This window comes from Lentzea sp. (genome assembly GCF_035525475.1).
GTDB lineage: Bacteria > Actinomycetota > Actinomycetes > Mycobacteriales > Pseudonocardiaceae > Lentzea.
In genome coordinates this window covers 1-24,398 of sequence record NZ_DATLEC010000162.1, presented here as the reverse complement: position 1 = coordinate 24,398, position 24,398 = coordinate 1, and the positions used below count along the sequence as shown (strand labels likewise).

Genomic DNA, 24,398 nt, shown 5'->3' with positions numbered 1-24,398 from the left:
GGCCACTGGTCATCTGGGCGTAGATCTGATGTCCGGAGAAGCCGTCAGCGCGCGTGTTGTCCTCAGTGAAACAGCTGGGCGCGGGCCGTGTCATTTCGCACCTGCCTTGATCGTGGTGATGGCGAGATCGGCGAACTCGGTGACCGCACCACACGGGTCCGCGAACTTGGGACTGCCTTGGTCGCTCTGGAAGGAGACGAGAACTGCCTTGGTGTCGGAGACTCCGACGAGAACCGAGCAGTTGCCGCCCTTGCGCTGGTCCGCGACGAGAGCGACGTACGCCGGATACCCCTGGATGCCCGGCTGCTCCTCGAACACCTGGTACTTGGTGTCCTTGCTCGGGAGGATGGTGGAGAGGTTCGTGCCGTCGGGAAGGATGCCGACCCCGGGAGACATCTTCGCCGGCGTGCTGGAGCCGAGCCAGGCGCAGGCGGATCCAGGAGCAGTGGTGTTGACCCGGCCGTTGACGCCGGCCAACCCGAACGCCTGCAGCTGAGCCGCGGTGACCGTGCTGCACGGGGCAGCCTCGAACGCCTTCACGTCCAGCGGGTTCTGAATCTTGGGCGCTGCACCGTCGCTGCTGGTGCTGGTCGGCTGGGTCTCAGTGGTCGGCGTACCGGTGGTACCGCCGCCGGTGCCACAGCCCGCCATCAGTGCGAGCGCGGCGGTACCGGCGACGATCGTTCGGATGCGCAACTGCTCAGTCCTTCGGCTTGAGGTTGGCCTGGTTGCCCTGTTCGGTCCGCTCGTACTGGGCGAGCGTGGCCTTCAGGTTCTCGATGCGAGTGGTCAGCGTGTCCTGGAGCTGCTTGTTGGACTGCTGATGTGCCAGACCCGCGGCACTCGCCCAGCTCGCGTAGACCTGGCTCGGCTTGTCCTTGCCCGCGCCCTCGACAGCGGTCAGGATCTCACCGGACTGGTGGGCCAGCAGCAACTCTTCCTTGATCGATTCGTACTCCTTGATCGCGGCGCGCAGTGTCTCCAGATCGACCTTGGTCCCGCTCATCCCCAGTACCCCTCCTTGCAGATTCGTGCGCCCAGCAGCATAGCGCCAGGCCACAGGGCCCGTCCCGGTTTCAAAGCACGATCGGGTGAACAAGACGAAGTGTCACCTTCGCATTGCGACGAGTGAGGGTACGAAGTGCGACATGCTTCGTTCTTCGGCACTTTTCGTCAGCGCCGCAATGCTCCTCACCGCCTGTTCTCCGGTGCATCCGAGGGCGGTCCCGGCGAAGATCAAGCCGTCGACTCCGGACGTCGGGCCGCAGCAGAACTGCGACGACGTTCTCACAGGAGATCCGGAGTCGTGCGTCGCGTGGACTCCGCCCGAGCCGTACGCCTTCTCCCTGGTGCTTCCGATCAACGCGGAGGAAGCAGGCACCGGCAAGGGTGCCCAGTGGGGTCCTTATTACTGGTGTGCTGTCATCACGGACGACGTGGCGGAGAAAGTCCTGGGCACGGAGGACGTCATCCGGGTGATCTCCAGCAAGTTTTATTGCCAGATTGCGCCACGTGATCAGAAGCAGTCCGGCTTCGACAACACGCTCAGCATTTATCTGTCGCCTTACGAGCCGGGAAATGCCTCCTTCGACTGGTTCGCGGAGCCGAACCAGCTCGGTCGGGTCACCCAGGTCAAAGGTCGCAAGGCGGTCCGCACCGAAACCGTGAGGGTCTCCACCTCCGACCGCGCCGCTTACACCATCGAGATCCCCGGCCACGGCTCGGTGTGGAACGTCGACCTCAGGCGCAGCGGAACCTCGTCCACAGCGGACAACGAGGAGGCGGACCGCAGGGTTCTGCTGGCAGTCGACGCGTTGATGGCCTACGACCAGGCCTGAGCTGTCTAGGGTGGCGGCGTGCGCGCACTCGCCTTCGGACTCGCCGCCGTCCTCGCCCTCCTGGCCCTGGCCACGACGATCCGCACCACCGACGTGCTGCTCGGCTCGCCCGACGCCGAGCAGGTCGGCACCGCCACCGTCACCGCCTGCAGCGAAGGCGGGCCGGTCAGCAGGTGGGGCATCGGCACCAGCTACGGCTGCACGGCGGAGGTGCGCTGGGACGACGGCAGCACCGAGCAGTTCCGGTTCCAGCCGGGGCAGCTGCGGCCGGGGCAGGAAGACGCCCCGGTCTTCCGGTCCACCAGGGCGCCGGGTCTCAACGACAGCGCGCGGTGGTTCCTCGCCGGGCCGCTCGCCGTGGTGGCGCTCGGGTTGCTGGCCCTGTGGATGGCCGGCGCCGCCGTGCTGTCCCTGGTTCCCGCCAAGAAGAGCGAGAAGACGGAAGAGAAGTGGGCGGTCGGCAAGGCGGACGTGAAGGCCACGCCTGTCACGCGGCGGGTGCGGCGGTTGCGGTTGTACGCGTGGCTCGGGCTTGCTACCGCCGCGGCGGAAGGGCTGGCGTCGATGCCGTACTTCGACGCGCCGCGCAGGCTCGGCCCGTTCGTGTCGCCGTGGCCTGAGGTGGAAGAAGCCTGGTTGGTCGACCTGCCGTCCGGGATGGTGGCCGGGTTCGCGGTGCTCGTCGCCGTCGTGATCGGGCTGGTCGCGGAGAGCGTGCACAAGGACGCGGCTCGGATCGTCCGGTATGGACAGTCTTACCTCGACACCAAGAAGCCGGTGCCGCACAACGTGAGTTGGGTGCCGGCCGCGGTGATGGCGGTGCTCGTCGCGGCGTCGATCGTCAAAGCGACGATCGCCCTTCCCGCGCACGCGCCGATAGCCGTCTGGCTTGCGGGCGGCAGGGATGCGTTCATCCTGACGGCTCTGCTGGTGATCACGGTGGCGACCCGGCAGTCCGCGAAGGACATGGTCGGCCAACTCGTCCGGAACTGACGGGAACCGGAGACGCCGTCCCGCAGTCTGAGCGTCCATGAGTTCTGCAGAACTGGGGGCTGGGCAGCAGCGGCTCGACGACTACCTGCGTCGTGTCACGGAGATCCAGCAGCGGGCCGAGGAGACCCAGGCCCAGCTCAAGGCGTTGCGGGCCGACGTGAGCAGTCCTGACCGCTCGGTCACGGTGACGATGGCGCCGGGTGGGCGGCTGGAGAAGCTGAGTCTGACGCCGTCGGCGATGAGGATGTCGCACGACCAGCTCGCCGCCATGATCACCGAGACCGTCAGCAGGGGGCAGGCGGCCGTCGCCCAGCAGATGGAAGCCACGATGCAGCCGTTGATCGGTGGCACGTCGGCGATGGACTTCCTGCGCGACCAGGTCACCGCGGCGCAGCAGCCGGAGGAGACCGAGGAGCCGCAGCAGCAACGGCCGAGGCAGCGGCCGGACGGCGACGAGCCGTTCGGCACCATCTACCGGTAAGGGGTCCCGGTGTCAGATTTCGCAATGGTGCCCGCCGACGTGGTCAGCCACGCGGGCGACGTGCAGTCGATGGGCATGGAGCTCACGCGGGCCGCCGGGCGCGGTCAGAGCGTCGACCTCGGCATCGACACGTACGGGATCATCGGGCAGGTCTTCAGCGTTCCCGTGCGCATCCACATCGCGGCTATCGCGAACTCGATCAACGAGCTGGCCGGCGCGCTGCCGGACGTCGCCGACGCCCTGCGCGACTGCGCGGACGCCACTCAGCAGACCGACGACGAGCACGCGAAGCTCTTCGCCAAGTTCAAGGGGTGATGATGGTTCTCGACGTCAGTGCGGACAACGCGACCGACGGTGCGCGGATCATCGACACCGTCTGGAAGTGCGCGGAAGACTTCAACAACCCCAGCGACTGGGCGTTCGACGGTGTCGCGCTCGGGCTCGACGTGCTCGGGTTCGTCGCGAACCCGCTCGGCACGCTGGTCGGTGCGGGCATCGGCTGGCTGATCGAGCACGTGTCGTTCCTCAAGGAGCCGCTCGACATGCTCGCCGGCGACCCCGGCGCGATCAACGTCGTCGCGGCCACCTGGGGTGAGGTCGCCAAGGCGTGCGCGAAGGTCGGCAACGACTACGCGCAGGCCGCCACCGGCCAGACCGGCACGTGGACCGGGCAGTCCGGCGACGGCTACCGCAAGGCGGCGGGCACGCTCGCCGAGCAGATCAAGGCGCTCGAAGGGGCCGCGAACGCCGTCGCGGGCGGCATCCGGGGCACCGGCATCCTGGTCGCGGCGGTGCGCGGCATCATCCGCGACATCGTGGCCGACGTGGTGGCGGAGTTCATCATCGCCGCGGTGACGGCGCTCGCGACGAGCTGGTGCAGCTTCGGCGCCTCGATCGCCGCGTTCACCGGCTGGGCCGTGGCACGGGCGGCGGCGACGGCGGGCAAGATCGCGGGCAAGGTCAGCAAGCTGCTGATGAAGCTCGCGCAGGCCGTCCGCAAGTTCGACAACCTCAAGGGCGTGTCCGACTCGCTCGCGAAGGCCGCCGTGAACATCGGCCGCAAGGCCAAGGACGTCGGCCGCGCGATCGGCAGGAACCACTCCTCGGTGCGGCAGATCGAGGACGGTTTCTCCAGCGCCAACAACGCGATCCGCGACAAGCTCACGTTCGGCAACGACGCCATGAAGAACGCGGCCAACCGGGTCGACGACGTCATGGCGCCCCGTGGCCGCGACGGGTTCGCGGACACGGTCAAACCCGTCGCGCTCGGCCGCACCGGCGCCTCCGAGGCGTTCAAGGAAGGCGCGAACTGGGACGAGAGCTACCAGCAGGGCCAGGAAGAGCTCAGGAAGTAGCGTCGTCCTGCTGCTGTCGTTGCTGCGCGGGGAGCCTGCCCTCGGCCATCCGCTTGAGCAGGTCCTTGCGCAGCCACAGCAGGTACGCCCACACGAGACCGAAGATCACGCCGATCACGCCCAACGCGGGCAGCAGGAACCACGTCGCGATCAGCAGCACGTGCAACGCGACGACGGCGGCGATCGCCCACGGCTTGCGGACGAACGCGCACATCGCGATGAACACCGCGATGAAGCCGAACGCGATCCAGCCGACCAGCGACGTGACGCCGCCGTGCAGCTTCGCGATCACCGGCAGCGCCAGGGCCACGACGATGACCTCGAGGATCAGCGTGCCGGCCATGATGCCCCGGAACGCCTTCATCGGGTCCTTCTTGAGCGGAGCGGGCGCCGGGGTGGTCATGCCGGCTCCTTTCCGAACAGCGCGCGGGCCTCGCCCGCGGTGACGACGGAGCCGGTGATGATGACGCCGCCACCGGACTGCTCGTCCTCGATGAGGTGGATGGCCTCCTCGACGGCGTCGACCAGGCGGGGACGGACCTCGTAGCGGTCCTCGCCGAAGATCGGGACGGCCAGGCCGGCCAGCACGTCCGGGTCCATCGCGCGCGGGGAGGAGTTGGTGGTGATCACCAGTTCCTGCACCACTGGCTCCAGTGCGGCGAGGATGCCCTCGGCGTCCTTGTCGGACATGACGGCGACGACGGCCACCAGCTTGCGGAAGCCGAACTCCGACTCCAGGGCCTTGGCCAGTGCCGCGGCGCCGTGCGGGTTGTGCGCGGCGTCGACGAACACGTTGGGCGCGGAACGCACGCGCTCCAGACGGCCGGGCGTGACGACCGAGGCGAAGCCCTCGCGGACCATCTCGATGTCGATCCTGCGCTCGGGACCCGCGCCGAAGAACGCCTCGACTGCGGCCAGCGCCAGTGCGGCGTTCTTCGCCTGGTGTTCGCCGTGCAGCGGCAGGAAGATGTCCTCGTAGACGCCGCCCAGGCCCTGCAGCGTGATCATCTGGCCGCCCACGGCGACGGCCCTGGACAGGACGCCGAACTCGCTGCCGAACCGGGCCACCATCGCGTCGACCTCGGCGACGCGTTCCAGGATCACCCGCATGACCTCAGGCGTCTGCTCGCCGACGATCGCGACGGCGCCCGGCTTGATGATGCCGGACTTCTCCACCGCGATGTCCTCGGGACGGTTGCCCAGGTACTCGGTGTGGTCGATGCCGATCGGGGTCAGCACGGCGACGCGGGTGTCCACGATGGACGTCGCGTCCCACGTGCCACCCATGCCGACCTCGACCACGGCGACGTCGGCCGGCGCCTCCGCGAAGGCGGCGTAGGCCATGCCGGTGAGCACCTCGAACTTGCTCATCCGGATCTCGGACCGGGCGTCCACCATCGCGACGTACGGCTCGATGTCGCGGTAGACCTCGACGTAGCGCTCCGGCGAGATCGGCTGGTTGTCGAGGCTGATCCGCTCGGTCGCGAGCTGCAGGTGCGGGCTGGTGAACCGGCCGGTGCGCAGGCCGATGCGCGTGAAGAGCGCATCGACCATGCGCGACGTCGACGTCTTGCCGTTCGTGCCCGTCAGCTGCACGACCGGGTAGGACGTCTGCGGGTCGCCCAGCACGTGGGCGAGCGCCTTGATCCGCTCCAGCGAGGGCTCGAGCTTGGTCTCGGGCCACCGCTGGTTGAGCTCGTTCTCGACGTCGAGGAACTCGTCGAGGTTGGTTTCCACTGTCTTACGCCTCCGGCAACGCCGCGAGGCGCTCGTTGATGCGGGCGATCTCGGACTCGGCGACGGCCTTGCGCTCCTCGATCTTGGCCTTGACGTCGGCGGGCGCCTTGGCGAGGAACGCCTCGTTGCCCAGCTTCTTCGTCGTGCCCTCGAGCTCCTTCCGCGCCGCGGCCAGGTCCTTCGCCAGGCGCTTGCGCTCGGCGGCGACGTCGATCGCGCCGGACAGGTCCAGCTCGACCTTCACCGCGCCCTTGGGCAGGCCGACCTCGAGCGTCGCCGAGACGGTGAACTCGTCACCGGGCTCGGTCAGCCGGGTCAGCGACCGCACGGACGGGACCTGGTCGGTCAGGCCGACGCAGCACGCGCCGCGGACCTTGCCCGCGACCTTCTGGCCCGGCTTGAGGCCCTGCTCGGAGCGGAACCGGCGGATCTCGGTCGCGAGCTTCTTCAGGCCCTCGATCTCCGCGGCGGCGTCCGCGTCCCGCTCGGCGCCCGAGGCGGACGGCCACGAGGCGATGACGAGCGACTCGCCGCCGGTCAGCGACGTCCACAGCGTCTCGGTGATGAACGGGATCGCCGGGTGCAGCAGGCGCAGCAGGACGTCGAGGACGTGGCCCAGGACGGACTGCGTGGCCTCGGCGCGGCCGTCCGCGATCTGGACCTTCGCGATCTCCAGGTACCAGTCGCAGAACTCGTCCCACGTGAAGCTGTACAACGCCTCGCAGGCGCGGGAGAACTGGAACGCCTCGAAGTTCGTGTCCACAGTGGACACGAGTGCGTCGAGCTCGTCGAGGATCCAGCGGTCAGCGGCCGTCAGCTCGGAGCGCTCCGGCAGCGGACGCGCGACCGTCGCACCGTTGGCCAGCGCGAAACGGGTGGCGTTCCACAGCTTCGTGGTGAAGTTGCGGGAACCGGCCGCCCACTCCTCGGCGACGGCCATGTCCGAACCGGGGTTCGTGCCGCGCAGCAACGTGAACCGGGTGGCGTCCGCGCCGTAGCGCTCCATCCAGTCCAGCGGGTCGATGCCGTTGCCCTTGGACTTCGACATCTTCTTGCCGTACTGGTCGCGGATCAGGCCGTGCAGGAAGACGTGGTCGAACGGCTGGACGTCGTCCATCGCGTACAGGCCGAACATCATCATCCGGACGACCCAGAAGAACAGGATGTCGTAGCCGGTCGAGAGAACGCTGGTCGGGTAGAACTTCTTCAAGTCCTCGGTGGAGTCCGGCCAGCCCAGCGTCGAGAACGGCCACAGGCCCGAGGAGAACCACGTGTCGAGGACGTCCTCGTCCTGGCGCCAGCCCTCACCCGTGGGGACCTCGTCGTCCGGTCCGACGCAGACGACCTCGCCGTTCGGGCCGTACCAGACGGGGATCCGGTGCCCCCACCACAGCTGGCGCGAGATGCACCAGTCGTGCAGGTTGTCGGTCCAGTCGAAGTAGCGCTTGTTCAGCTCGGCCGGGTGGATCTTGGTGCGGCCGTCTCGGACGGCGGCGGACGCCTTGGCCGCGATGGTCTCGACCTTGACCCACCACTGCAGCGACAGGCGCGGCTCGACGACCGTGTTGCACCGCGAGCAGTGCCCGACGGAGTGGACGTACGGCCGCTTCTCCGCGACGATCCGGCCCTCGGCGCGCAGTGCCGCGACGATCGCCGGACGCGCCTCGAACCTGTCCATCCCCTCGAACGGGCCGTGCGCGGTGATGATCGCGCGACCGTCCATGATCGTGAGGTTCGGCAGGCCGTGGCGCTGGCCGATCTCGAAGTCGTTCGGGTCGTGGGCGGGCGTCACCTTGACCGCGCCCGTGCCGAACTCCGGGTCGACGTGGGTGTCCGCGACGATCGGGATGCGGCGGCCGGTCAGCGGCAGCTCGACCTCGGTGCCGATGAGGTGCCGGTAGCGCTCGTCGTCCGGGTGGACGGCGACCGCGGTGTCGCCCAGCATCGTCTCGGCGCGCGTGGTCGCGACGACGATGGACGCGTCCCCGTCGCCGTAGCGGATCGAGACGAGCTCGCCCTCGTCGTCGGAGTGGTCGACCTCGATGTCCGACAACGCCGTCTGGCAGCGCGGGCACCAGTTGATGATCCGCTCGGCCTGGTAGATCAGGCCGTCGTCGTACATCTTCTTGAAGATCGTCTGGACGGCGCGCGACAGCCCCTCGTCCATGGTGAAGCGCTCGCGCGACCAGTCGATGCCGTCGCCGAGCCTCTTCATCTGGTCGAGGATCTTGCCGCCGTACTCCTCTTTCCACTCCCAGACGCGCTCGACGAACTTCTCGCGCCCGAGGTCCTGCCGCGACAGGCCCTGCTTCGCGAGGTCGCGCTCGACGGCGTTCTGCGTCGCGATGCCGGCGTGGTCCATGCCCGGCAGCCACAGGACCTCGTAGCCCTGCATGCGGCGGCGCCTGGTCAGCGCGTCCATCACGCTGTGGTTCATGGCGTGGCCCATGTGGAGGCTGCCGGTGACGTTGGGCGGGGGCAGCACGATGGTGAACGGCGGCTTGTCGCTCTTGACGTCGGCCTCGAAGTAGCGCCTGTCGACCCACCGCTGGTACAGCTCCGCCTCTACCTCCGCCGGAGTCCACGCGGCGGGGAGGTCAGGACGCTGGGTTGCGGTGTCGAGTTCAGTCACAGCTGTCAAGTCTACGGAGGCCGGGCTATCGACTTGAAACGAGATACCTGATAACGGCCCGGCGACGATTCGGCGGTGCCCGGCGGCGCCGTTCGCCCGGTGATCAATGATGTGCGCCGATCACTTGGGGGGAACGTGCGGTACGACCTGGAAGACCACCCGGACCTGAAGGACGCGGCCTGGATCCGCGCCGCGAACAGACGTGCCCGGCGGGAGGTCCGCGCGCAACGACTGCGGGCGCGCCTGCGCCGGCACAGCGGGAAGATCGTCTCCGCGGTCGCCCTCGTCGTCATCGGCGCGGTGCTGTCCGGCTTCTACCAGGCAGGCGAGTTCGGGAACGTCTCGCTGCCCGACCTGCCGGACGCGCAGCTGCCGTACTCGGGCGTGAACATGGAGGTCCCGTTCGCCGGCACGCCCGCCGAGCAGTGGCCGGAAGGTGACAAGGGCATCGTCGCGCCAGACGCCAATCCGGTGTTCGAGCAGGTCCGCCAGGCGCTCGTCGCGGCACGGCTGGACCCGGCGATGATCAGCGAGCACAAGCCGGACCGGTTCCTCGCGATGCTGGCGCCGGAGGCCAGGGAGCACGTCGCGAAGGACGTCGGGGGCTTGACCACCCGGCTCCAGCAGGGCACGAGGCTGGTGCCGGGTGGCATCAGGGTGTCCGGCACGATGACGCTCGGCGAGAAGGACGGCTATCCGGCCGTGACGGCGGACCACGTCTACGCGTACGCGTTCGAGCCGCCGGACCCGAAGAAGCTGTTCAACCAGATGGAGATGGTCGCGGCCGTCCGCTCGAAGATCACGTACGTGGTCACGCCGCAGGGCCTCTGGCCGGCGGACGGATCGGGCTTCTGGTACTCGATCGCGTGCAAGGCGTCGAAGGAGGGCTTCCTCGGCCCGCAGTTCATCGAGCCGCCGCAGCACGGGACCGGCGTCAACGACGACAAGCGGTACTTCTCCGCCACCGGGGAGATGCCCGCGGAGAACACCTGCGACTGATCACCCTTTCAGAGGTGCCGGGCAGGGGTGACGGCGATCACAATTGACCGTCACGGACCGTTCAACCCCTTGGGGCCCGTGACGGGCGGCGCCGCCGCGTTCTTCGGGGGCGCTGGCGGCGTCGACGTCGATCGGCGTTGAATGAAGCCATGAGCAGCAAGCCTCCGCAGCACGACGTCGACGAGTCCGCGCTCGAAGTCAGCACCCCCAAGACGTGGGCAGCGGGAATCCCCGGCGTGCTCGTGTCCCTCGACCGCGCGGTCGAGCAGATGGGTGTCGGGCGCACGGTCAAGACGTTGCGACTGCTCAACCAGCGCGAGGGGTTCGACTGCCCCGGCTGCGCGTGGCCGGAGCCGCAGGGCCACCGCAAGATGGCGGAGTTCTGCGAGAACGGCGCCAAGGCCGTCGCCGAGGAGGCGACCAAGCGGCGGATCGGGCCCGAGTTCTTCGCCGAGCACTCGATCGAGAGCCTGCGGACGAGGACGGACTACTGGCTCGGCCAGCAGGGCAGGCTCACCGGACCGATGGTGCTGCGTCCCGGTGCGACGCATTACACACCGATCGACTGGGACGAGGCGTTCACGCTCATCGCGGACGAGCTGACGGCGCTGTCGTCGCCGGACGAGGCGATCTTCTACACCTCCGGCCGCACCAGCAACGAGGCCGCGTTCCTCTATCAGCTGCTGGTCCGCTCGTTCGGCACGAACAACCTGCCGGACTGCTCGAACATGTGCCACGAGTCGTCCGGCTCGGCGCTGAACGAGACCATCGGCATCGGCAAGGGCTCGGTGTCGATCAAGGACTTCGACCTCGCCGACCTGATCGTCGTCATCGGCCAGAACCCCGGCACGAACCACCCGCGCATGCTCAGCGCGCTGGAGGAGGCCAAGAAGAACGGCGCGAAGATCATCGCCGTGAACCCGCTGCCGGAGGCGGGCCTGATGCGGTTCAAGAACCCGCAGAACGTCGCGGGCGTCGTCGGCCGCGGCACGGCGCTGTCCGACGAGTTCGTGCAGATCAAGGTCGGCGGCGACCAGGCGCTTTTCCAGGCCATCGGCCACCTGCTGCTGCAGTGGGACAAGCTCGACGAGGACTTCATCGGCGCGAAGACGCACGGCTTCGAGGCCTACGCCGAGAGCCTGCGCGAGCTCGACTGGGACCGCGTGCTCGCCGCGACCGGCCTGACCCGCGAGCAGATCACGCGCGTCGCCGGGATGTTCGTCGACTCGCAGCGCACGATCGCGTGCTGGGCGATGGGCCTGACGCAGCACAAGCACAGCGTGCCGACGATCCGAGAGATCGCGAACGTCATGTTCCTGCGCGGCATGATCGGCAAGCCGGGCGCGGGCCTGTGCCCGGTGCGCGGACACTCGAACGTCCAGGGCGACAGGACCATGGGCATCTACGAGAAGATGCCGGAGACGTTCCTGAAGGCGCTGGAGACCGAGTTCGGCATCGGCGTGCCGCGCAAGCACGGCTTCGACACCGTCGACGCGATCAACGCCATGCGCCACGGCCGCGGCAAGGTGTTCATCGCGATGGGCGGCAACTTCGTCAGCGCCACCCCGGACACCCCGGTGACCGAGAAGGCGCTGGAGCAGTGCTCGTTGACGGTGCACGTCTCCACGAAGCTCAACCGCTCGCACGTGGTCCACGGCCGCACCGCGCTCATCCTGCCCGCGCTGGGCCGCACGGAGAGCGACGTCCAGCACTCCGGCGAGCAGTTCGTGACGGTCGAGGACTCCATGTCGGTCGTGCACCGCTCGCGCGGCCGGCTCAAGCCCGCGTCCGACCAGCTGCTGTCCGAGATCTCGATCGTCTGCCGCCTCGCCCGCAAGGTGCTCGGCCGCTCCCACCCCGTGGCGTGGGAGGACTTCGAGAAGGACTACGACGTCATCCGCGAGCACATCGCACGCGTGGTGCCGGGATGCGCCGACTACAACACGCGCGTGCGCCAGCCCGACGGTTTCGTCCTGCCGCACCCGCCGCGCGACTCGCAGGAGTTCGCGACCAAGACGGGCAAGGCGAACTTCACGGCCAACGACCTGACGGTCATCGACGTGCCCGAGGGCCGGCTGCTGATGCAGACCCTGCGCAGCCACGACCAGTACAACACCACGATCTACGGCCTGGACGACCGCTATCGCGGCGTGAAGGACGGTCGGCGCGTGGTGTTCGTGAACCCCGACGACATCAAGGCGCTCGGGTTCACCGACGGCCAGATGGTCAACATCGTGTCGGAGTGGAAGGACGACCCGACGGGTGTCGTCGAGCGCCGCGCCGACGCGTTCCGGATCGTCTCCTACCCGACGGCGCACGGGTGCGTGGCGACGTACTTCCCCGAGGCGAACCCGTTGGTGCCGTTGGACTCCAAGGCGGACATCTCCGGGACGCCGACGTCGAAGTCGGTGATCGTGCGCCTCGAACCCGTGGCGTGACCAGGTTTTGTGGATCTTCACCTGAGGTGAGGGCCGGGCGAGCGGTCCGCGGCAGTAGGCTGGTCGTCCGGCCAGGACGAGGGGAGGCGGCGTGGACTACGGCGACAAGCTCTTCTGGCTCTCGGTCCTGATCCAGCGCAGGTACGCGCAGATCTGCGCCGGGTACGACCTGACCTCCTCGCAGGCCACGTTGCTGTGCGCGGTCAAGGACGAGCCGCGGCGGATGACGTATCTCGCCGCCTCGCTCGGCATGGCCAAGAACGCGCTGAGCCAGCTCGTCGACCGCACCGAGCGGCGAGACCTGGTCAGCCGGGTGACCTCGGAGCACGACCGGCGGGTCGTCATGCTCAGCGCGACGCCCACGGGGAAGGTGCTCGCCGAGGCCGTGTACGCCGAGATCACCCGGGGCCTGCCCGACATCGCGAGGAACCTCGACGCCGACGACCAGCGCGACTTCGAACGCGTCGCCACCGCCATCGTGGACGCGTCTGGCGTCTCGACCTCGTCCTGACCCCCCTCGCCGTGCCCTCGTGGTGCCCGCGGGCCTTACGGAGGTTCACGTCGTGAACTAAGTTGGTTCATGACATGAACCAACGAGGGGTGGACGGCATGGACACGCGAAAACCGGCACGATCGCGGTCTTCGGTGCGACCGGGATGCAGGGCGGGGCGGTCGTCGACGCGCTCCCGGCCAGAGGAGCGCGGGTGCGAGCCCTGGTTCGCACCCCCGAGTCCGACCGGGCGCGGGCACTGGCCGCCCGAGGCGTCGAACTGGCGGCCGTCCGGACCGACGACCCGGGGACACTGGTCGCCGCGCTGAAAGCGGCCGACGCGTTCCACTTCATGACACCCGACAGCCACAGCCCCGAGACGATCAGGGGCGAGATCCGGCTGGGCACGGCCCTCGTCGACGCGGCGGTCGCGGCGCGCGTACCGCACGTGGTGTTCAACTCGGTCAGCGGAGCGGAACGCGACTCGGGCGTGTCGCACTTCGAATCGAAGTACGAGGTCGAGAAGCACCTGGGGCGGTCAGGCCTGCGAGCCGCGGTGATCCGCCCGGTCGCCTTCGTGGAGAACTTCGCGACGCTGACGCCGAGCGCCGAGAACGGCGAGCTCGTGCTGAGGATGCCGCTGCCGGACGGCGTCCGCATCAAGCTGGTCGCGGTCAAGGACATCGGCATGGTCGCCGCCGCGATCCTGCTCGGCACCGCGGACGTGCCGGGCGGAGCCGTCGAGGTGGTGGGCGACGAGCTGACGGGCAGCCAGATCGCCACCGCGTTCGGCGCGCGCCGGGCTCCCGGCGCGCTACGAGGCCCTGCCCCTGAGCGTCCTCGGCGGCGACGCCGAGGAGGAGGCGATGTTCCGCTACTTCGCGGAAGCGTGGGCTGCCTACGACCCGGACCTCGCCGCGGTGAGGGCGATCGAGCCGGCCGTCTGGGACCTGGCCGAGTGGATCCGCTCCACCGGCTGCACGCTGCCCGCGGATGGTGTCCGCGGATGGTGTCCGTCCCTGAGCGCACCCCACGCGTTCCTTCCACAGGATCACCTGTCCTAGGCGTGCCGGACCCGGACGAACAGCCGTAACCGGCGTCGTTCGGGTTCGGTCCTGGACTCCTCGGGCTTCTTGACGAGCCGGCGCGCGGCCGCGTCGGCCTCGAAGTCCCGCTGACGGTACTTCGCGATAGCAAACGCGTCGTGGTGCGAGATCATGACAGTTCTCCTCCGGCCGGTTCTCTACTCGGGTGCGACGGTCACGGCCAGGAAGTACCTGACCGCCCGCGCGCCTTCCGGCCGCAGCGACTCGTCGAGCCTGCGGTCGTCGTACTTCTCCAGCAGTGCCTGCAGTTCCGCCTGGTACTCGGCGGCCTCCTCACTGGTGAGGAACTTGACCGCGCCCTGCGTACCGACCGACCTGCGCCACTCCTCCGGCAGGTGCTCGTGCTGCCGGATGCGTTCGCGCGTGCGCTCGAACTCCTGGTCCAGGTAGGCCATCGCGGCCGCCTCCGCCGCCATCACCGCCTCGCCCTCGAGCCCTTCCGTCGAGATGGACTGGCGGCCGCGGACGATCCGCCACGGCTTCTGCCGCCCCGGTCCCCCCACCTCTTCGACGAAGCCGTACTTGGCCAGCATGTTCAGGTGGTACGAGCAGCTCGCGACGCTCTCACCGAGTTTCTCCGAGCACTGCGTGGCCGTGTGCGGCCCCTGCTCGGTGAGCACCTGGAGCAGCTTCCACCGGAACGGGTGCGAGAGCGCCCGGAGAGCCTTCGGGCCGGTGATCGGACTGTCGGTCATGACACCACCGCGGTGCTGAGGCTGAGGCCTACAACGGTCAGCAGGGCGACATGTGGGACGCCCACGCCGACATGGTGCTGGCGGCGCTCGGCGCGCTCGTCACCAGTCCGGCGAGTTCCGCGCGACGGCGGTCACCAGCGGCAAAGACTCGATGATCGGCACGCGCAGCAGCTCGGCGGCCTCGTCGGGGTCGCGCACCGGTTCGACCAGCTCGCGCAGCAGGGCTCCCACCACGTCGTCGGCGGTCTGGTCGATCTCGTGCGCCAGGTCGCGCAGCTGGGCGGCGGCCTCGTTCAGCACGCGCGGGCGCTGGGGGTCCTCCAGCATCAGCGCCGCCAGCCTCAGCACGCGGCGGCACACCCTCAGCCTCAGGCTGCGGCTCGCCGACTCCGCGCCGCCCGCGAGACCCAGGCGGCCGCGGGTGCGTTCGATCCACGGCTCGACGGTCTCCTTGCGCCAGATCGGCCCGGACGCGAGCTCCGCGTCCGGCTCGGGGATGCCGTGCGAGCGGCGCTTGCGCCACACCGTGACGAGCTGGCGGCTGAGGCCCATGGCGTCAGCGATCTCGGCGATTCCGTAGAAGTCCCCCACGACCACAACTGTAACCAGAGATGACGAAGAATGTCATCCAGCATGTCGTCACCTCAGAGGCGTTCGAGCACCGCCCGCGCCGCGTTGTGGCCGCCGATGCCGCTCACCCCGCCACCACGCCGGGAGCCCGCGCCGCAGACGAGGACGTTGTCCACGTCGGTCTCCACGCCCCACCTGCCGACCTCGTCGCCGGTTTCGGCGAACGGCCAGTCGAGCTCTCCGTGGAAGATGTTGCCACCCGGCAGGCCGAGCTCCTCCTCCAGGTCCACTGGGGTGCGGGCCTCGACGCACGGCCGGCCCGCGGCATCCACGGCCAGGCAGTCCTGGATCGGCTCGACGAGGTGCGCGTTGAGCTGGTCGAGGTAGCGCTGCACGAGCTCGTCGCGCAGTTCGGCGTTGCGCCCCTCGAAGAGCGACGCCGGCAGGTGCAGGCCGAACAACGTCAGCGTCTCGTGGCCTTCGAGGCCGGGCCCGAGGATCGACGGGTCGGTCAGCGAGTGGCAGTACATCTCGCCGGGCAGCACCGACGGCACGTGGCCGGCGGCGCTCTCCAGGTACGCGGTCTCCAGCTGGTCGTAGGACTCGTCGAGGTGGAACGTGCCCGCGAACGCGAGCCGCGGGTCCACTCCGGACTTCAGCGCGGGCAACCGGCGCAGCAACATGTTGATCTTCAGCTGGCAGCCGGGTTCGTCGTGCACCTCCTTGCCCTGCAACCGTCCCAGCACCGAAGGCGCCACAGTGGACAGCACGAACCGGGCCTCGACGGTCTTCGAGCCGTACACGACGGCAGCGGTCCTTCCGTCCGACTCGATCGACGTCACCTCGGCGTCGCACACGATCCGCGCACCGGCCTCGCGCGCCGCCCGTTCCAGCTCGGCGGTGACCGCGCCCATGCCGCCGACGGGCACCTTCCACTCGCCGGTGCCGTTGCCGATCACGTGGTAGAGGAAGCACTTGTTGGCGCTCAACGAATGCAGCGACGCGTGCGTGCCGATCAACGCGTCGGTGGCGACGACGCCGCGCACCAGGTTGTCGTCGAACAGCTCCTGCAGCGTCGCGCCGATCGGGCGTTCGAAGACCTGCTCCCACACCCGCCCGCGCGCCACCGCGTCGACGCACGCGCGCAGGTCCTCGCGCGACACCAGCGGTTCCAGCAGCGTCGGCGCCAGCGCGGCGGCCATCAGCTCCAGGTCGGCGTACCAGCGCTGCCACCGCTCCCAGTCGTCGAGCGACCCGCAGACCGCCCGGAACGACTCCGCGGTCGCCTCGCCGGGCGTGCGTTCCACCAGGAGCCCGGTCTTGCCGTTCGGCGTGTAGGAGGACGCCGCGCGCGATCGCAGCGCGAGGTTCAGGCCGAGGTCCGACACGATCTGGTCGGGCAGCAGCGACACCAGGTAGGAGAAGCGGGAGAGCCGGGCGTCGACGCCTTCCCAGGGCGACGCGCTCACCGCCGCGCCGCCGGCGTGCGGCAGCTTCTCCAGCACCCTGACCGACTTCCCCGCCTGGGCGAGGTACGCGGCCGCCACGAGCCCGTTGTGGCCGCCTCCCACGATCACGACGTCGTCCATGCCCCGAGATCCCTCCCACGTAGCCTGGTCGGTGGGGAACATAGCGGTCCGAAGGAGATGTGCACATGGGCCGAGTGACGGTTCGCCGGGCGGTCGAACGGGTGTCGCCGAACGGCCGGCGGCGCAAGGTCGACGCGCTCGCCGCCGAGGAACCGCTGGAGCTGAGGGTCAACGGCAAGGCGTTGGCCGTCACGATGCGCACGCCGGGTCAGGACGTGGAGCTCGCGCACGGCTTCCTGCTCAGCGAGGGTGTCATCGGGTCGTCGCGGGACATCTCGATCGCCCGGTTCTGCGAGGGCACCGGCCCGGACGGGATGAACACCTACAACGTGCTGGACATCGCGCTGGCCGACGGTGTGCCGCCGCCGGACACCGGCGTGGAGCGGAACTTCTACACGACGTCGTCGTGCGGGGTGTGCGGGAAGGCCGCGCTCGACGCGGTGAAGCTCAAGACCCGCTACTCCCCCGCCGCCGACGAGATCACGGTCACACCGGAGGCGCTGACGGGCTTTCCGGACGCGTTGCGGGAACGGCAGAAGGTCTTCGAGAGCACCGGCGGCCTGCACGCGGCAGGGCTGTTCGTGAACGGCGAGCTGCTGGTCGTGCGCGAGGACGTGGGCAGGCACAACGCCGTCGACAAGGTCCTGGGCTGGGCGGTGCTGCAGAACCTGGTGCCGTTGCGCGGCGCGGTGCTGATGGTGTCCGGGCGGGCGTCGTTCGAGCTGGTGCAGAAGGCCGCGATGGCCGGGATCCCGGTGCTCGCCGCGGTGTCGGCGCCGTCGTCGCTCGCCGTCGAGCTGGCCGAGGAGCAGGGCATGACGCTCGTCGGGTTCCTGCGAGGCGACTCGATGAACGTCTACACCGGTGGGGAGCGGGTGCTTGAGACCGCTTGACGGCGTCGTGGTGGTGAGCCTGGAGCAGGCCGTCGCCGTGCCGTACGCGACGCGGCTGCTGGCCGACCTGGGCGCCCGCGTCATCAAGGTCGAAAGGCCGGGCACCGGCGACTTCGCCCGCCACTACGACTCGTCGTGCGGTGAGGTCTCGTCGTACTTCGCGTGGACGAACGTGGGCAAGGAGTCGGTGTCGCTCGACATCACCCACCCCGACGGCCGCGAGGTGCTGACCCGGCTCGTCGCACGCGCCGACGTGCTGCTGTGCAACCTCTCACCGCGCGTGTGGCGGCGGCTCGCGCTGGAGCTGCCGGAGAAGCTGATCGTCGGCGAGCTGTCCGGCTACGGCTGGGACGGCCCGTACGCGGACCGCAAGGCGTTCGACGCGCTGGTGCAGTCCGAGGCGGGGCTGGTGTCGCTGACCGGCGACGGCGACGTGATGGCCCGTGCCGGCATCTCCGTCGCGGACATCGCGGCCGGCGTCCAGCTGCAGGCGGCCGTGCTGGCGGCGTTGCTGCAGCGCTCCCGGACGGGCACCGGCGCGCGGTTGCGGCTGTCGCTGTTCGGGGCGATGGCCGAGTGGATGCACCAGCCGATGCTCTACGCCGCCGGCACGGGCGCGGCGGCCCCGCGGTCGGGCGCGCACCACCCCAGCATCGCGCCGTACGGCCCGGTGGCCTGCTTGGACGGCGCCGTGCACCTCGCCGTGCAGAACGACGGCCAGTGGCAGCGGCTGTGCGGGCTCATCGGGCTCGCGCCGCAGGAGAGGTTCGCCACAGTCGCCTCGCGCGTCGAGCACCGCGCGGAGCTGCAGGAACTGCTCGAACAGGCCTTTTCGGACCTCACCGCGGCCGAGCTGCTGACCGCTCTGGACACCGCCGACGTGCCCGCCGCCCTGACCCGCCCGATCACCGAACTGCCCACCCACCCGCAGCTCGGCACCTGGGTTGACGTGCGGGTTCCCGGCGGGACGGCCCGGATGCTGCCACCCCCGGTGGCGGGCTTCGAGTGGTCACCGGGTGCGGTCCCCGAACTCGGCGAGCACAATGACGACGTGCTGACCTGGCTGGGCTACTCGAGCGAGGAACAGTCCTCGTTGCGCGTGCGTTCCGTCCTCTGAGAGGGAAACGAGGAGCGGCGCTTGCGCGATGAGGTGAGCATGGGGGAACCGAGGTACAGCCGCCGCACCCTCCTCGCGGCCATCGGCGTGGTCGTCGCGACAGCCATCGGCGTCGCGACGTACGTGTCGTCGTCGTCCTCCGAGGCCTCCCAGCAGATCGCCACGGCTGACCGCGCGACCAACAAGCCGGACGCCAAGCCGACGATCCGCTTCGAGCGCGTCTACTCTGCCGCCCGCCACCGCGAGGTCACCCTCGCCTTCTACCTCCCGACCGGCACGAACCCCCGCGGCCTGCCGATGTCGATCCTGCTGCACGGCCTGCACGGCGACGCCCGGCACGCCGCCATCGGCAACATCGCCGACGTCCTGACCGCCGCCGTAGCGAAGGGCTCCGTCCCTGCGTTCGGCTTCGTCGCGGTCGACGGCGGCGACAACTACTGGCACGAGAACGTCCCCGGCGACGACCCGATGGCCATGCTGCTCGACGAGGTCCCCCGCTGGCTCAAGGAACGCGGCTACGGCGAGCCGTTCGCGGTGACGGGCGTGTCGATGGGCGGCTTCGGCTCACTGCTCTACGCCCGCCGCCGAGCCGAACGCGGCGACCCGATCGCGGCCGCCGCGGCCATCTCCCCCGGCCTCATCACGACGTGGCCGGAGATGGCCAAGCGCCGCGCGTTCAGGGACGAGGCCGAGTGGACTTCCCTGGACCCGCTGCGGCACGTGAAGGCGACCGGCCCGACCGCGCTGGGCGTGTGGATCGGTGACCGCGACAGGTTCATCGAGGGCACTCGCCGGTTCATGCGCGAGGTGCGGCCCGAGGTGAGCACGGTGAAGAGCGGCGGCCACGACGACGGCCTGTACCGCAAGGTGACGCCCGACGTCGTCCAGTTCCTCGCCAAGTACGCGAAGCGCGCCGTCTAGCCCCACCGGACGTCGACGGGGACTGGGACGCCCGGCGGGGAAGCCGGACACCGGGCCGAGTCGCTCACCGGGTCGCGGAACAGGCGGCCATCGGCGATCTGATGGCCCCGCAACGACGAAGGGCGCCCGGTTTCCCGGACGCCCTTCGTGTGGAACTTCGAATCTAGGCCGACTTCTCCCGCCGTTCGCGGCGCGAGGGCTGCCGGGCGACGATCGTCGGGTTCACGTTCTCCTTCACCGTCTGCTCGGTGATGACGACCTTGGCGACGTCCGTGCGGCTCGGGATGTCGTACATCACCGGGAGCAGGACCTCTTCCATGATCGCGCGCAGGCCGCGAGCACCGGTGCCGCGCAGGATCGCCTGGTCGGCGACCGCTTCCAGCGCGGTCTTGGTGAACTCGAGCTCGACGCCGTCCATCTCGAAGAGCTTCTGGTACTGCTTCACCAGGGCGTTCTTCGGCTCGGTGAGGATCGAGACCAGCGACGGCTTGTCGAGGTTCGTGACGGAGGCGACCATCGGCAGACGCCCGATGAACTCGGGGATCAGGCCGAACTTGATCAGGTCCTCCGGCATGGAGTCGGCGAAGAAGTCCGACGCCTCCACCTCGGCCTTGGAGCGAACCTCGGCGCCGAAGCCCAGGCCGCGCTTGCCGACGCGGTCCTGAATGATCTTCTCCAGGCCCGCGAAGGCACCGGCCACGATGAACAGCACGTTCGTCGTGTCGATCTGGATGAACTCCTGGTGCGGGTGCTTGCGGCCGCCCTGCGGGGGCACCGACGCCGTGGTGCCTTCCAGGATCTTGAGGAGGGCCTGCTGCACGCCCTCGCCGGATACATCGCGCGTGATCGACGGGTTTTCACTCTTTCGAGCGATTTTGTCGACCTCGTCGATGTAGATGATGCCCGTCTCGGCGCGCTTCACGTCGTAGTCGGCGGCCTGGATGAGCTTCAGGAGGATGTTCTCGACGTCCTCGCCGACGTAGCCGGCCTCCGTCAGCGCGGTCGCGTCGGCGATGGCGAACGGGACGTTCAGCATCTTCGCGAGCGTCTGCGCGAGGTAGGTCTTGCCGCAGCCCGTCGGTCCCAGCATCAGGATGTTGGACTTCGCGAGCTCCACACCGTCGTCACGACCCTCGCGTCCGCGGTCGCCCGCCTGGATGCGCTTGTAGTGGTTGTAGACGGCGACCGAGAGGGTCCGCTTCGCCTCGGACTGGCCGATGACGTACTGGTCGAGGAACTCGTGGATCTCGGCGGGCTTCGGCAGCTCGTCGAGCTTCACGTCACCGGCTTCCGCCAGCTCCTCCTCGATGATCTCGTTGCAGAGATCGATGCACTCATCGCAGATGTAGACGCCGGGGCCGGCGATGAGTTTCTTCACCTGCTTTTGACTCTTTCCGCAGAAAGAGCACTTCAGCAAGTCGCCGCCGTCACCGATACGCGCCATGACCGCTGACCTATGTCCCCTCCGGCGCACACCTGCTGTAGTGCGCCTGCTGACTTGCTGTGGCAGTCCCACTGGCTGTGGGTGCTGAGCCCGTTCTCCTGACGGTACCTGGCCCACCCCGTTTCAGGGGAGGACCCGCCGTCCTCCGACGCGCCGATCAGGCCGGACATGCGGTCTCATCGGCGTGTCGGCACCCAGGGGCCGGGTTCCAGCCCCTGGGACAGGACACGGGGTCTGGGGTGTCCCCCAGACGAACACCGGGCGGCGGGGCGAGGCGAGCGCTCTTCGCGAGCACTCCTCGCCCCTCCGCCACCCGTCAGGACTTGGCGGAAAGCTTGCGGTAGGGCAGCACCGCGTCGACGATGCCGTACTCCTTGGCCTCTTCGGCCGTGAGGATGCGGTCGCGCTCGATGCTCTCGCGAACCTCCTCCGCCGTCCGGTTGGTGTGCCGCGCGAGGGTGGACTCCATCAGGCGGCGCACGCGCTGGATCTCGTTCGACTGGATCTCCAGGTCGGACACCTGACCGTACGCGCCCTCCATGGAGGGCTGGTGGATCAGGATTCGCGCGTTCGGCAGCGCGTGGCGCTTGCCGGGCGTGCCGGCGGCCAGCAGCACCGCGGCGGCCGAGGCGGCCTGGCCGAGGCAGTACGTCTGGATGTCCGGGCGGACGAACTGCATGGTGTCGTAGATGGCCATCAGCGAGGTGAACGAGCCACCCGGCGAGTTGATGTACATCAGGATGTCGCGGTCGGGGTCCTCGGACTCGAGCACCAGCAGCTGCGCCATCACGTCGTTGGCCGAGGCGTCGTCAACCTGCACGCCGAGGAAGATGATGCGCTCCTCGAACAGCTTGTTGTACGGGTTCGACTCCTTCATGCCGTAGCTCGTGCGCTCGACGAACGACGGCAGCACGTACCGCGACTGAGGCATGTGGAACTGGCTCACTTGGGCTCTCCTAGCTGACGTCAGTTGTTCGAGTCGCCGACGGGCTGCGACCGCGTCACGACCTTGTCGACGAAGCCGTACTCCAGCGCTTCCTGCGCCGTGAACCAGCGGTCGCGGTCGGAGTCGGCGATGACGCGCTCGACCGGCTGGCCGGTGTGCTCGGCGATCAGCTCGGCCATCTCGCGCTTGGTGCGCGTCAGCATGTCCGCCTGGATCGCGATGTCCGCGGCCGTGCCGCCGACACCCGCCGACGGCTGGTGCATCAGGATCCGGGCGTGCGGGAGCGCCTGGCGCTTGCCGGGAGCGCCGGCGGAGAGCAGGAACTGCCCCATCGACGCCGCGAGGCCCATCGCGACGGTCGCCACGTCCGGCTCGATCAGCTGCATCGTGTCGTAGATGGCCATGCCCGCCGTGACGGAACCACCCGGCGAGTTGATGTAGAGGGTGATGTCCTTCTCGGGGTCCTCAGCGGCGAGGAGCAGCAGCTGGGCGGTGATCTGGTTGGCGATGCCCTCTTCGACCTGCGAACCCAGGACGATGATCCGCTCGCGGAGCAGCCGCTCGTACACCGAGTCGTTGAGGTTCATCCCGGCGGTGGCCGACCGCATCTCGGGGGTCGGGAAGGAGTGCTGCGTCACGTCTGCCTGCCTAACTCCAGGTGGAACGAATCTGATGCCTAAAACTCTCTGCGATCGACCTTAACGAAGACGGGCGGCGTCAGATGCCCGACACCGCCCGCGTTCGCTCAGGGCTGTATTTCCGGCGCTCGCCGCCCGTGCGGCGAGTGTCGTGAACTACTCCTGGCCGTCCTCTTCGGACTTGGTCTCGCCGAAGAGCTCGTCGAGGTCCAGCTCCTGGCCCGCCGTGTCGCTGACCGAAGCCTGGCGCACGACGCTCGCGAGCGCCTTGCCCCGGCGGACGTCGGCGAAGATCGCGCCGAGCTGGCCCGACTGCTGCGCGCGCTTGACGTACTCGTCGGGCGAGATGCCGAAGCGCTGCGCCTGGTAGATGATCCGCTCGGTCAGCTCGCCGTCGGACACCGTGACCTGCTCGGCGTCGGCGATCGAGTCGAGCACGAGCTGCGTCTTGACGGCCTGCTCGGCGGCGGTGCGGAGCTCGGTGTCGAACTCCTCCTCCGACTGGCCCTGCTCCTGCAGCCACTCGGCGAACTTCTCGTCGTCGTGGTCGAAGGCGTGCACGGCGTCGTGCTTGCGGGCGTCGATCTCGCCCTGGACGATGCCCTCGGGCAGCGGGACCTCGGTGGTCTCCAGCAGCGCCTCGAGGACCTTGTCGCGCGCCTGGACGCCCTGCTGCATCTTCTTGACGCGGGCGAGGCGGGTCCGCAGGTCGGCCTTGAGCTCGTCGAGCGTGTCGAACTCGCTGGCGAGCTGCGCGAACTCGTCGTCCAGCTCGGGCAGCTGGCGCTCCTTGACGGAGTTCAGCACGACGGAGACCTCGGCCTCGCGGCCGGAGTGCTCGCCGGCGACCAGCGTGGTGGTGAAGGTCTTGGTCTCGCCCTCGGAGGCGCCGACGAGCGCGTCGTCGATGCCCTCGACGAGCTGGCCGGAGCCGATCTCGTAGGACAGGCCGGCGGTGCGGGCCTCCTCGACCTCTTCACCGTCGACGGTGGCCGACAGGTCGACGCTCACGAAGTCGCCGGTCTGGGCCGGGCGCGACACACCGGTGAGGGTGCCGAAGCGGGCGCGGAGCTCGTCGAGCTGCGTGGCCACGTCCTCGTCCGTGACCTCCTGCTCGTCCACGGTCACGGAGAGCTCGCCGAAGGCGGGCACGGTGATCTCGGGGCGGACGTCGACCTCGGCGGTGAACTCGAGCGTCTGGCCGTCCTCGATCTTGGTGACCTCGAAGTCGGGGCGACCGAGCGTGCGCACCTCACCGGCGGACACGGCCTCCAGGTACTTGGCCGGGATGGCCTCCTGGATGACCTCGTCCAGGACCGGGGCGCGGCCGATGCGGTTCTCCAGAACCTTCGCGGGGGCCTTGCCCGGGCGGAAGCCGGGGATGCGGACCTGCTTCGCGAGCTTCCGGTACGCCTGGTCGAAGTTCGACTTGAGCTCGTCGAACGGCACCTCGACGTTGATCCGGACCCTCGTCGGGCTCAGGTGCTCGACGGTGCTCTTCAACGTGGACTCCTCG

General features: G+C 69.1%; 25 protein-coding genes and 1 pseudogene. 13 read left to right on the top strand and 13 right to left on the bottom strand.

Annotation, left to right across the window (positions count from 1 at the left end; all coding sequences use genetic code 11):
* Positions 1 to 90: 90 nt before the first annotated feature.
* Together VM306_RS26770 and VM306_RS26765 are read right to left on the bottom strand one after the other, a co-directional pair.
* On the bottom strand, positions 91 to 696 hold the full coding sequence (locus tag VM306_RS26770; RefSeq protein WP_325519916.1) for a DUF3558 domain-containing protein: 606 nt from the start codon (positions 694 to 696) through the stop codon (positions 91 to 93).
* A 4-nt stretch (positions 697 to 700) separates the two neighbouring features.
* Entirely contained in the window at positions 701 to 1,006 is a 306-nt protein-coding gene (locus VM306_RS26765) for a PE domain-containing protein (protein WP_325519914.1), read from the bottom strand.
* An 85-nt stretch (positions 1,007 to 1,091) separates the two neighbouring features.
* Here VM306_RS26765 and VM306_RS26760 point away from each other — a divergent pair, with 85 nt between their 5' ends.
* The 5 genes from VM306_RS26760 to VM306_RS26740 are packed head-to-tail and all read left to right on the top strand — an operon-like array spanning position 1,092 to position 4,667.
* On the top strand, positions 1,092 to 1,838 hold the full coding sequence (locus VM306_RS26760; RefSeq protein ID WP_325519912.1) for a hypothetical protein: 747 nt from the start codon (positions 1,092 to 1,094) through the stop codon (positions 1,836 to 1,838).
* Positions 1,839 to 1,856: 18 nt separating this feature from the next.
* A complete protein-coding gene (locus VM306_RS26755) occupies positions 1,857 to 2,831 on the top strand; it encodes a DUF6346 domain-containing protein (RefSeq protein WP_325519910.1) in 975 nt (324 codons plus the stop codon).
* A gap of 37 nt (positions 2,832 to 2,868) precedes the next feature.
* Complete coding sequence (locus VM306_RS26750) at positions 2,869 to 3,312, top strand: YbaB/EbfC family nucleoid-associated protein (protein WP_325519908.1); 444 nt, start codon at positions 2,869 to 2,871, stop codon at positions 3,310 to 3,312.
* A 9-nt stretch (positions 3,313 to 3,321) separates the two neighbouring features.
* Positions 3,322 to 3,627 (top strand): hypothetical protein, encoded by a 306-nt coding sequence (locus tag VM306_RS26745; RefSeq protein ID WP_325519906.1) that lies wholly within the window; start codon positions 3,322 to 3,324, stop codon positions 3,625 to 3,627.
* A gap of 2 nt (positions 3,628 to 3,629) precedes the next feature.
* Positions 3,630 to 4,667, top strand: a complete 1,038-nt coding sequence (locus VM306_RS26740; protein WP_325519905.1) for a hypothetical protein — start codon at positions 3,630 to 3,632, stop codon at positions 4,665 to 4,667.
* Here the strand turns inward: VM306_RS26740 and VM306_RS26735 are convergent.
* From VM306_RS26735 to VM306_RS26725, 3 genes are read right to left on the bottom strand one after another with little or no spacing between them, the layout of a single operon-like run.
* Positions 4,657 to 5,070, bottom strand: a complete 414-nt coding sequence (locus tag VM306_RS26735) for a DUF4233 domain-containing protein (protein ID WP_325519904.1) — start codon at positions 5,068 to 5,070, stop codon at positions 4,657 to 4,659. The two genes, VM306_RS26740 and VM306_RS26735, sit on opposite strands and share 11 nt — an antisense overlap.
* A complete protein-coding gene (gene folC, locus VM306_RS26730) occupies positions 5,067 to 6,404 on the bottom strand; it encodes a bifunctional tetrahydrofolate synthase/dihydrofolate synthase (protein ID WP_325519903.1) in 1,338 nt (445 codons plus the stop codon). Before folC ends, VM306_RS26735 begins: the two co-directional genes overlap by 4 nt.
* Positions 6,405 to 6,408: 4 nt before the next feature.
* Complete coding sequence (locus VM306_RS26725; RefSeq protein WP_325519902.1) at positions 6,409 to 9,036, bottom strand: valine--tRNA ligase; 2,628 nt, start codon at positions 9,034 to 9,036, stop codon at positions 6,409 to 6,411.
* Between the two features lie 135 nt (positions 9,037 to 9,171).
* On the opposite strand from VM306_RS26725, the gene VM306_RS26720 reads away from it, so the two are divergent.
* The 4 genes from VM306_RS26720 (at position 9,172) to VM306_RS26705 (ending at position 14,056) form a co-directional block, all read left to right on the top strand.
* Complete coding sequence (locus VM306_RS26720; RefSeq protein WP_325519901.1) at positions 9,172 to 10,035, top strand: hypothetical protein; 864 nt, start codon at positions 9,172 to 9,174, stop codon at positions 10,033 to 10,035.
* A gap of 149 nt (positions 10,036 to 10,184) precedes the next feature.
* A complete protein-coding gene (locus VM306_RS26715) occupies positions 10,185 to 12,473 on the top strand; it encodes an FdhF/YdeP family oxidoreductase (RefSeq protein ID WP_325519900.1) in 2,289 nt (762 codons plus the stop codon).
* Between the two features lie 91 nt (positions 12,474 to 12,564).
* Positions 12,565 to 12,984 carry a MarR family winged helix-turn-helix transcriptional regulator gene (locus tag VM306_RS26710; RefSeq protein ID WP_325519899.1) on the top strand — a complete coding sequence of 140 codons (420 nt, stop codon included), beginning with the start codon at positions 12,565 to 12,567 and terminating at the stop codon, positions 12,982 to 12,984.
* Between the two features lie 145 nt (positions 12,985 to 13,129).
* Positions 13,130 to 14,056: an NmrA/HSCARG family protein gene (locus tag VM306_RS26705; RefSeq protein WP_325519898.1), complete on the top strand. Its 927-nt coding sequence runs from the start codon at positions 13,130 to 13,132 to the stop codon at positions 14,054 to 14,056.
* Here the strand turns inward: VM306_RS26705 and VM306_RS26700 are convergent.
* Together VM306_RS26700 and VM306_RS26695 are read right to left on the bottom strand one after the other, a co-directional pair.
* Positions 14,024 to 14,182: a hypothetical protein gene (locus VM306_RS26700; RefSeq protein ID WP_325519896.1), complete on the bottom strand. Its 159-nt coding sequence runs from the start codon at positions 14,180 to 14,182 to the stop codon at positions 14,024 to 14,026. The genes VM306_RS26705 and VM306_RS26700 overlap by 33 nt on opposite strands.
* A gap of 24 nt (positions 14,183 to 14,206) precedes the next feature.
* The gene (locus tag VM306_RS26695; protein WP_325519894.1) at positions 14,207 to 14,764 is read right to left on the bottom strand and encodes a helix-turn-helix domain-containing protein; all 558 of its coding nucleotides are present in this window, start codon (positions 14,762 to 14,764) and stop codon (positions 14,207 to 14,209) included.
* A 20-nt stretch (positions 14,765 to 14,784) separates the two neighbouring features.
* Between VM306_RS26695 and VM306_RS41455 the strand changes: the two are divergent.
* Positions 14,785 to 14,919 (top strand): annotated as a pseudogene (locus VM306_RS41455) (DUF2238 domain-containing protein); the annotation flags it as partial.
* On the opposite strand, the gene VM306_RS26690 reads toward VM306_RS41455, so the two are convergent.
* Positions 14,864 to 15,355 carry a hypothetical protein gene (locus tag VM306_RS26690; protein ID WP_325519892.1) on the bottom strand — a complete coding sequence of 164 codons (492 nt, stop codon included), beginning with the start codon at positions 15,353 to 15,355 and terminating at the stop codon, positions 14,864 to 14,866. The pseudogene VM306_RS41455 and the gene VM306_RS26690 overlap by 56 nt on opposite strands.
* 53 nt (positions 15,356 to 15,408) lie before the next feature.
* Positions 15,409 to 16,923: an NAD(P)/FAD-dependent oxidoreductase gene (locus tag VM306_RS26685; protein WP_325519889.1), complete on the bottom strand. Its 1,515-nt coding sequence runs from the start codon at positions 16,921 to 16,923 to the stop codon at positions 15,409 to 15,411.
* Positions 16,924 to 16,988: 65 nt separating this feature from the next.
* Between VM306_RS26685 and fdhD the strand changes: the two genes are divergently transcribed.
* From fdhD to VM306_RS26670, 3 genes are read left to right on the top strand one after another with little or no spacing between them, the layout of a single operon-like run.
* Positions 16,989 to 17,816 carry a formate dehydrogenase accessory sulfurtransferase FdhD gene (gene fdhD, locus VM306_RS26680; protein WP_325519887.1) on the top strand — a complete coding sequence of 276 codons (828 nt, stop codon included), beginning with the start codon at positions 16,989 to 16,991 and terminating at the stop codon, positions 17,814 to 17,816.
* Positions 17,803 to 18,933, top strand: a complete 1,131-nt coding sequence (locus VM306_RS26675; protein WP_325519885.1) for a CaiB/BaiF CoA-transferase family protein — start codon at positions 17,803 to 17,805, stop codon at positions 18,931 to 18,933. Before fdhD ends, VM306_RS26675 begins: the two co-directional genes overlap by 14 nt.
* 39 nt (positions 18,934 to 18,972) lie before the next feature.
* On the top strand, positions 18,973 to 19,854 hold the full coding sequence (locus tag VM306_RS26670) for an alpha/beta hydrolase (RefSeq protein ID WP_325519883.1): 882 nt from the start codon (positions 18,973 to 18,975) through the stop codon (positions 19,852 to 19,854).
* 163 nt (positions 19,855 to 20,017) lie between these two features.
* On the opposite strand, the gene clpX is transcribed toward VM306_RS26670, so the two are convergent.
* From clpX to tig, 4 genes are all read right to left on the bottom strand, one after another.
* Complete coding sequence (gene clpX, locus VM306_RS26665) at positions 20,018 to 21,298, bottom strand: ATP-dependent Clp protease ATP-binding subunit ClpX (RefSeq protein WP_325519881.1); 1,281 nt, start codon at positions 21,296 to 21,298, stop codon at positions 20,018 to 20,020.
* 316 nt (positions 21,299 to 21,614) lie between these two features.
* A complete protein-coding gene (locus tag VM306_RS26660) occupies positions 21,615 to 22,229 on the bottom strand; it encodes an ATP-dependent Clp protease proteolytic subunit (RefSeq protein ID WP_414672458.1) in 615 nt (204 codons plus the stop codon).
* 35 nt (positions 22,230 to 22,264) lie between these two features.
* Positions 22,265 to 22,852, bottom strand: coding sequence for an ATP-dependent Clp protease proteolytic subunit (locus tag VM306_RS26655; protein ID WP_325519920.1), 588 nt, complete (start codon positions 22,850 to 22,852; stop codon positions 22,265 to 22,267).
* Between the two features lie 186 nt (positions 22,853 to 23,038).
* Complete coding sequence (gene tig / locus VM306_RS26650) at positions 23,039 to 24,385, bottom strand: trigger factor (protein WP_325519918.1); 1,347 nt, start codon at positions 24,383 to 24,385, stop codon at positions 23,039 to 23,041.
* Between the last annotated feature and the right edge of the window lie 13 nt (positions 24,386 to 24,398).

Coding starts and splice junctions, on each gene's coding strand:
- VM306_RS26740 (WP_325519905.1), top strand. CDS start 3,630: ATGGTTCTCGACGTCAGTGCGGACAACGCGACCGACGGTGCGCGGATC.
- VM306_RS26700 (WP_325519896.1), bottom strand. CDS start 14,182: ATGATCTCGCACCACGACGCGTTTGCTATCGCGAAGTACCGTCAGCGG.
- VM306_RS26705 (WP_325519898.1), top strand. CDS start 13,130: ATGCAGGGCGGGGCGGTCGTCGACGCGCTCCCGGCCAGAGGAGCGCGG.
- VM306_RS26695 (WP_325519894.1), bottom strand. CDS start 14,764: ATGACCGACAGTCCGATCACCGGCCCGAAGGCTCTCCGGGCGCTCTCG.
- VM306_RS26735 (WP_325519904.1), bottom strand. CDS start 5,070: ATGACCACCCCGGCGCCCGCTCCGCTCAAGAAGGACCCGATGAAGGCG.
- VM306_RS26655 (WP_325519920.1), bottom strand. CDS start 22,852: ATGCGGTCGGCCACCGCCGGGATGAACCTCAACGACTCGGTGTACGAG.
- VM306_RS26685 (WP_325519889.1), bottom strand. CDS start 16,923: ATGGACGACGTCGTGATCGTGGGAGGCGGCCACAACGGGCTCGTGGCG.
- VM306_RS26670 (WP_325519883.1), top strand. CDS start 18,973: ATGGGGGAACCGAGGTACAGCCGCCGCACCCTCCTCGCGGCCATCGGC.
- clpX (WP_325519881.1), bottom strand. CDS start 21,298: ATGGCGCGTATCGGTGACGGCGGCGACTTGCTGAAGTGCTCTTTCTGC.
- VM306_RS26660 (WP_414672458.1), bottom strand. CDS start 22,229: ATGCCTCAGTCGCGGTACGTGCTGCCGTCGTTCGTCGAGCGCACGAGC.
- VM306_RS26750 (WP_325519908.1), top strand. CDS start 2,869: ATGAGTTCTGCAGAACTGGGGGCTGGGCAGCAGCGGCTCGACGACTAC.
- fdhD (WP_325519887.1), top strand. CDS start 16,989: ATGGGCCGAGTGACGGTTCGCCGGGCGGTCGAACGGGTGTCGCCGAAC.
- VM306_RS26715 (WP_325519900.1), top strand. CDS start 10,185: ATGAGCAGCAAGCCTCCGCAGCACGACGTCGACGAGTCCGCGCTCGAA.
- VM306_RS26765 (WP_325519914.1), bottom strand. CDS start 1,006: ATGAGCGGGACCAAGGTCGATCTGGAGACACTGCGCGCCGCGATCAAG.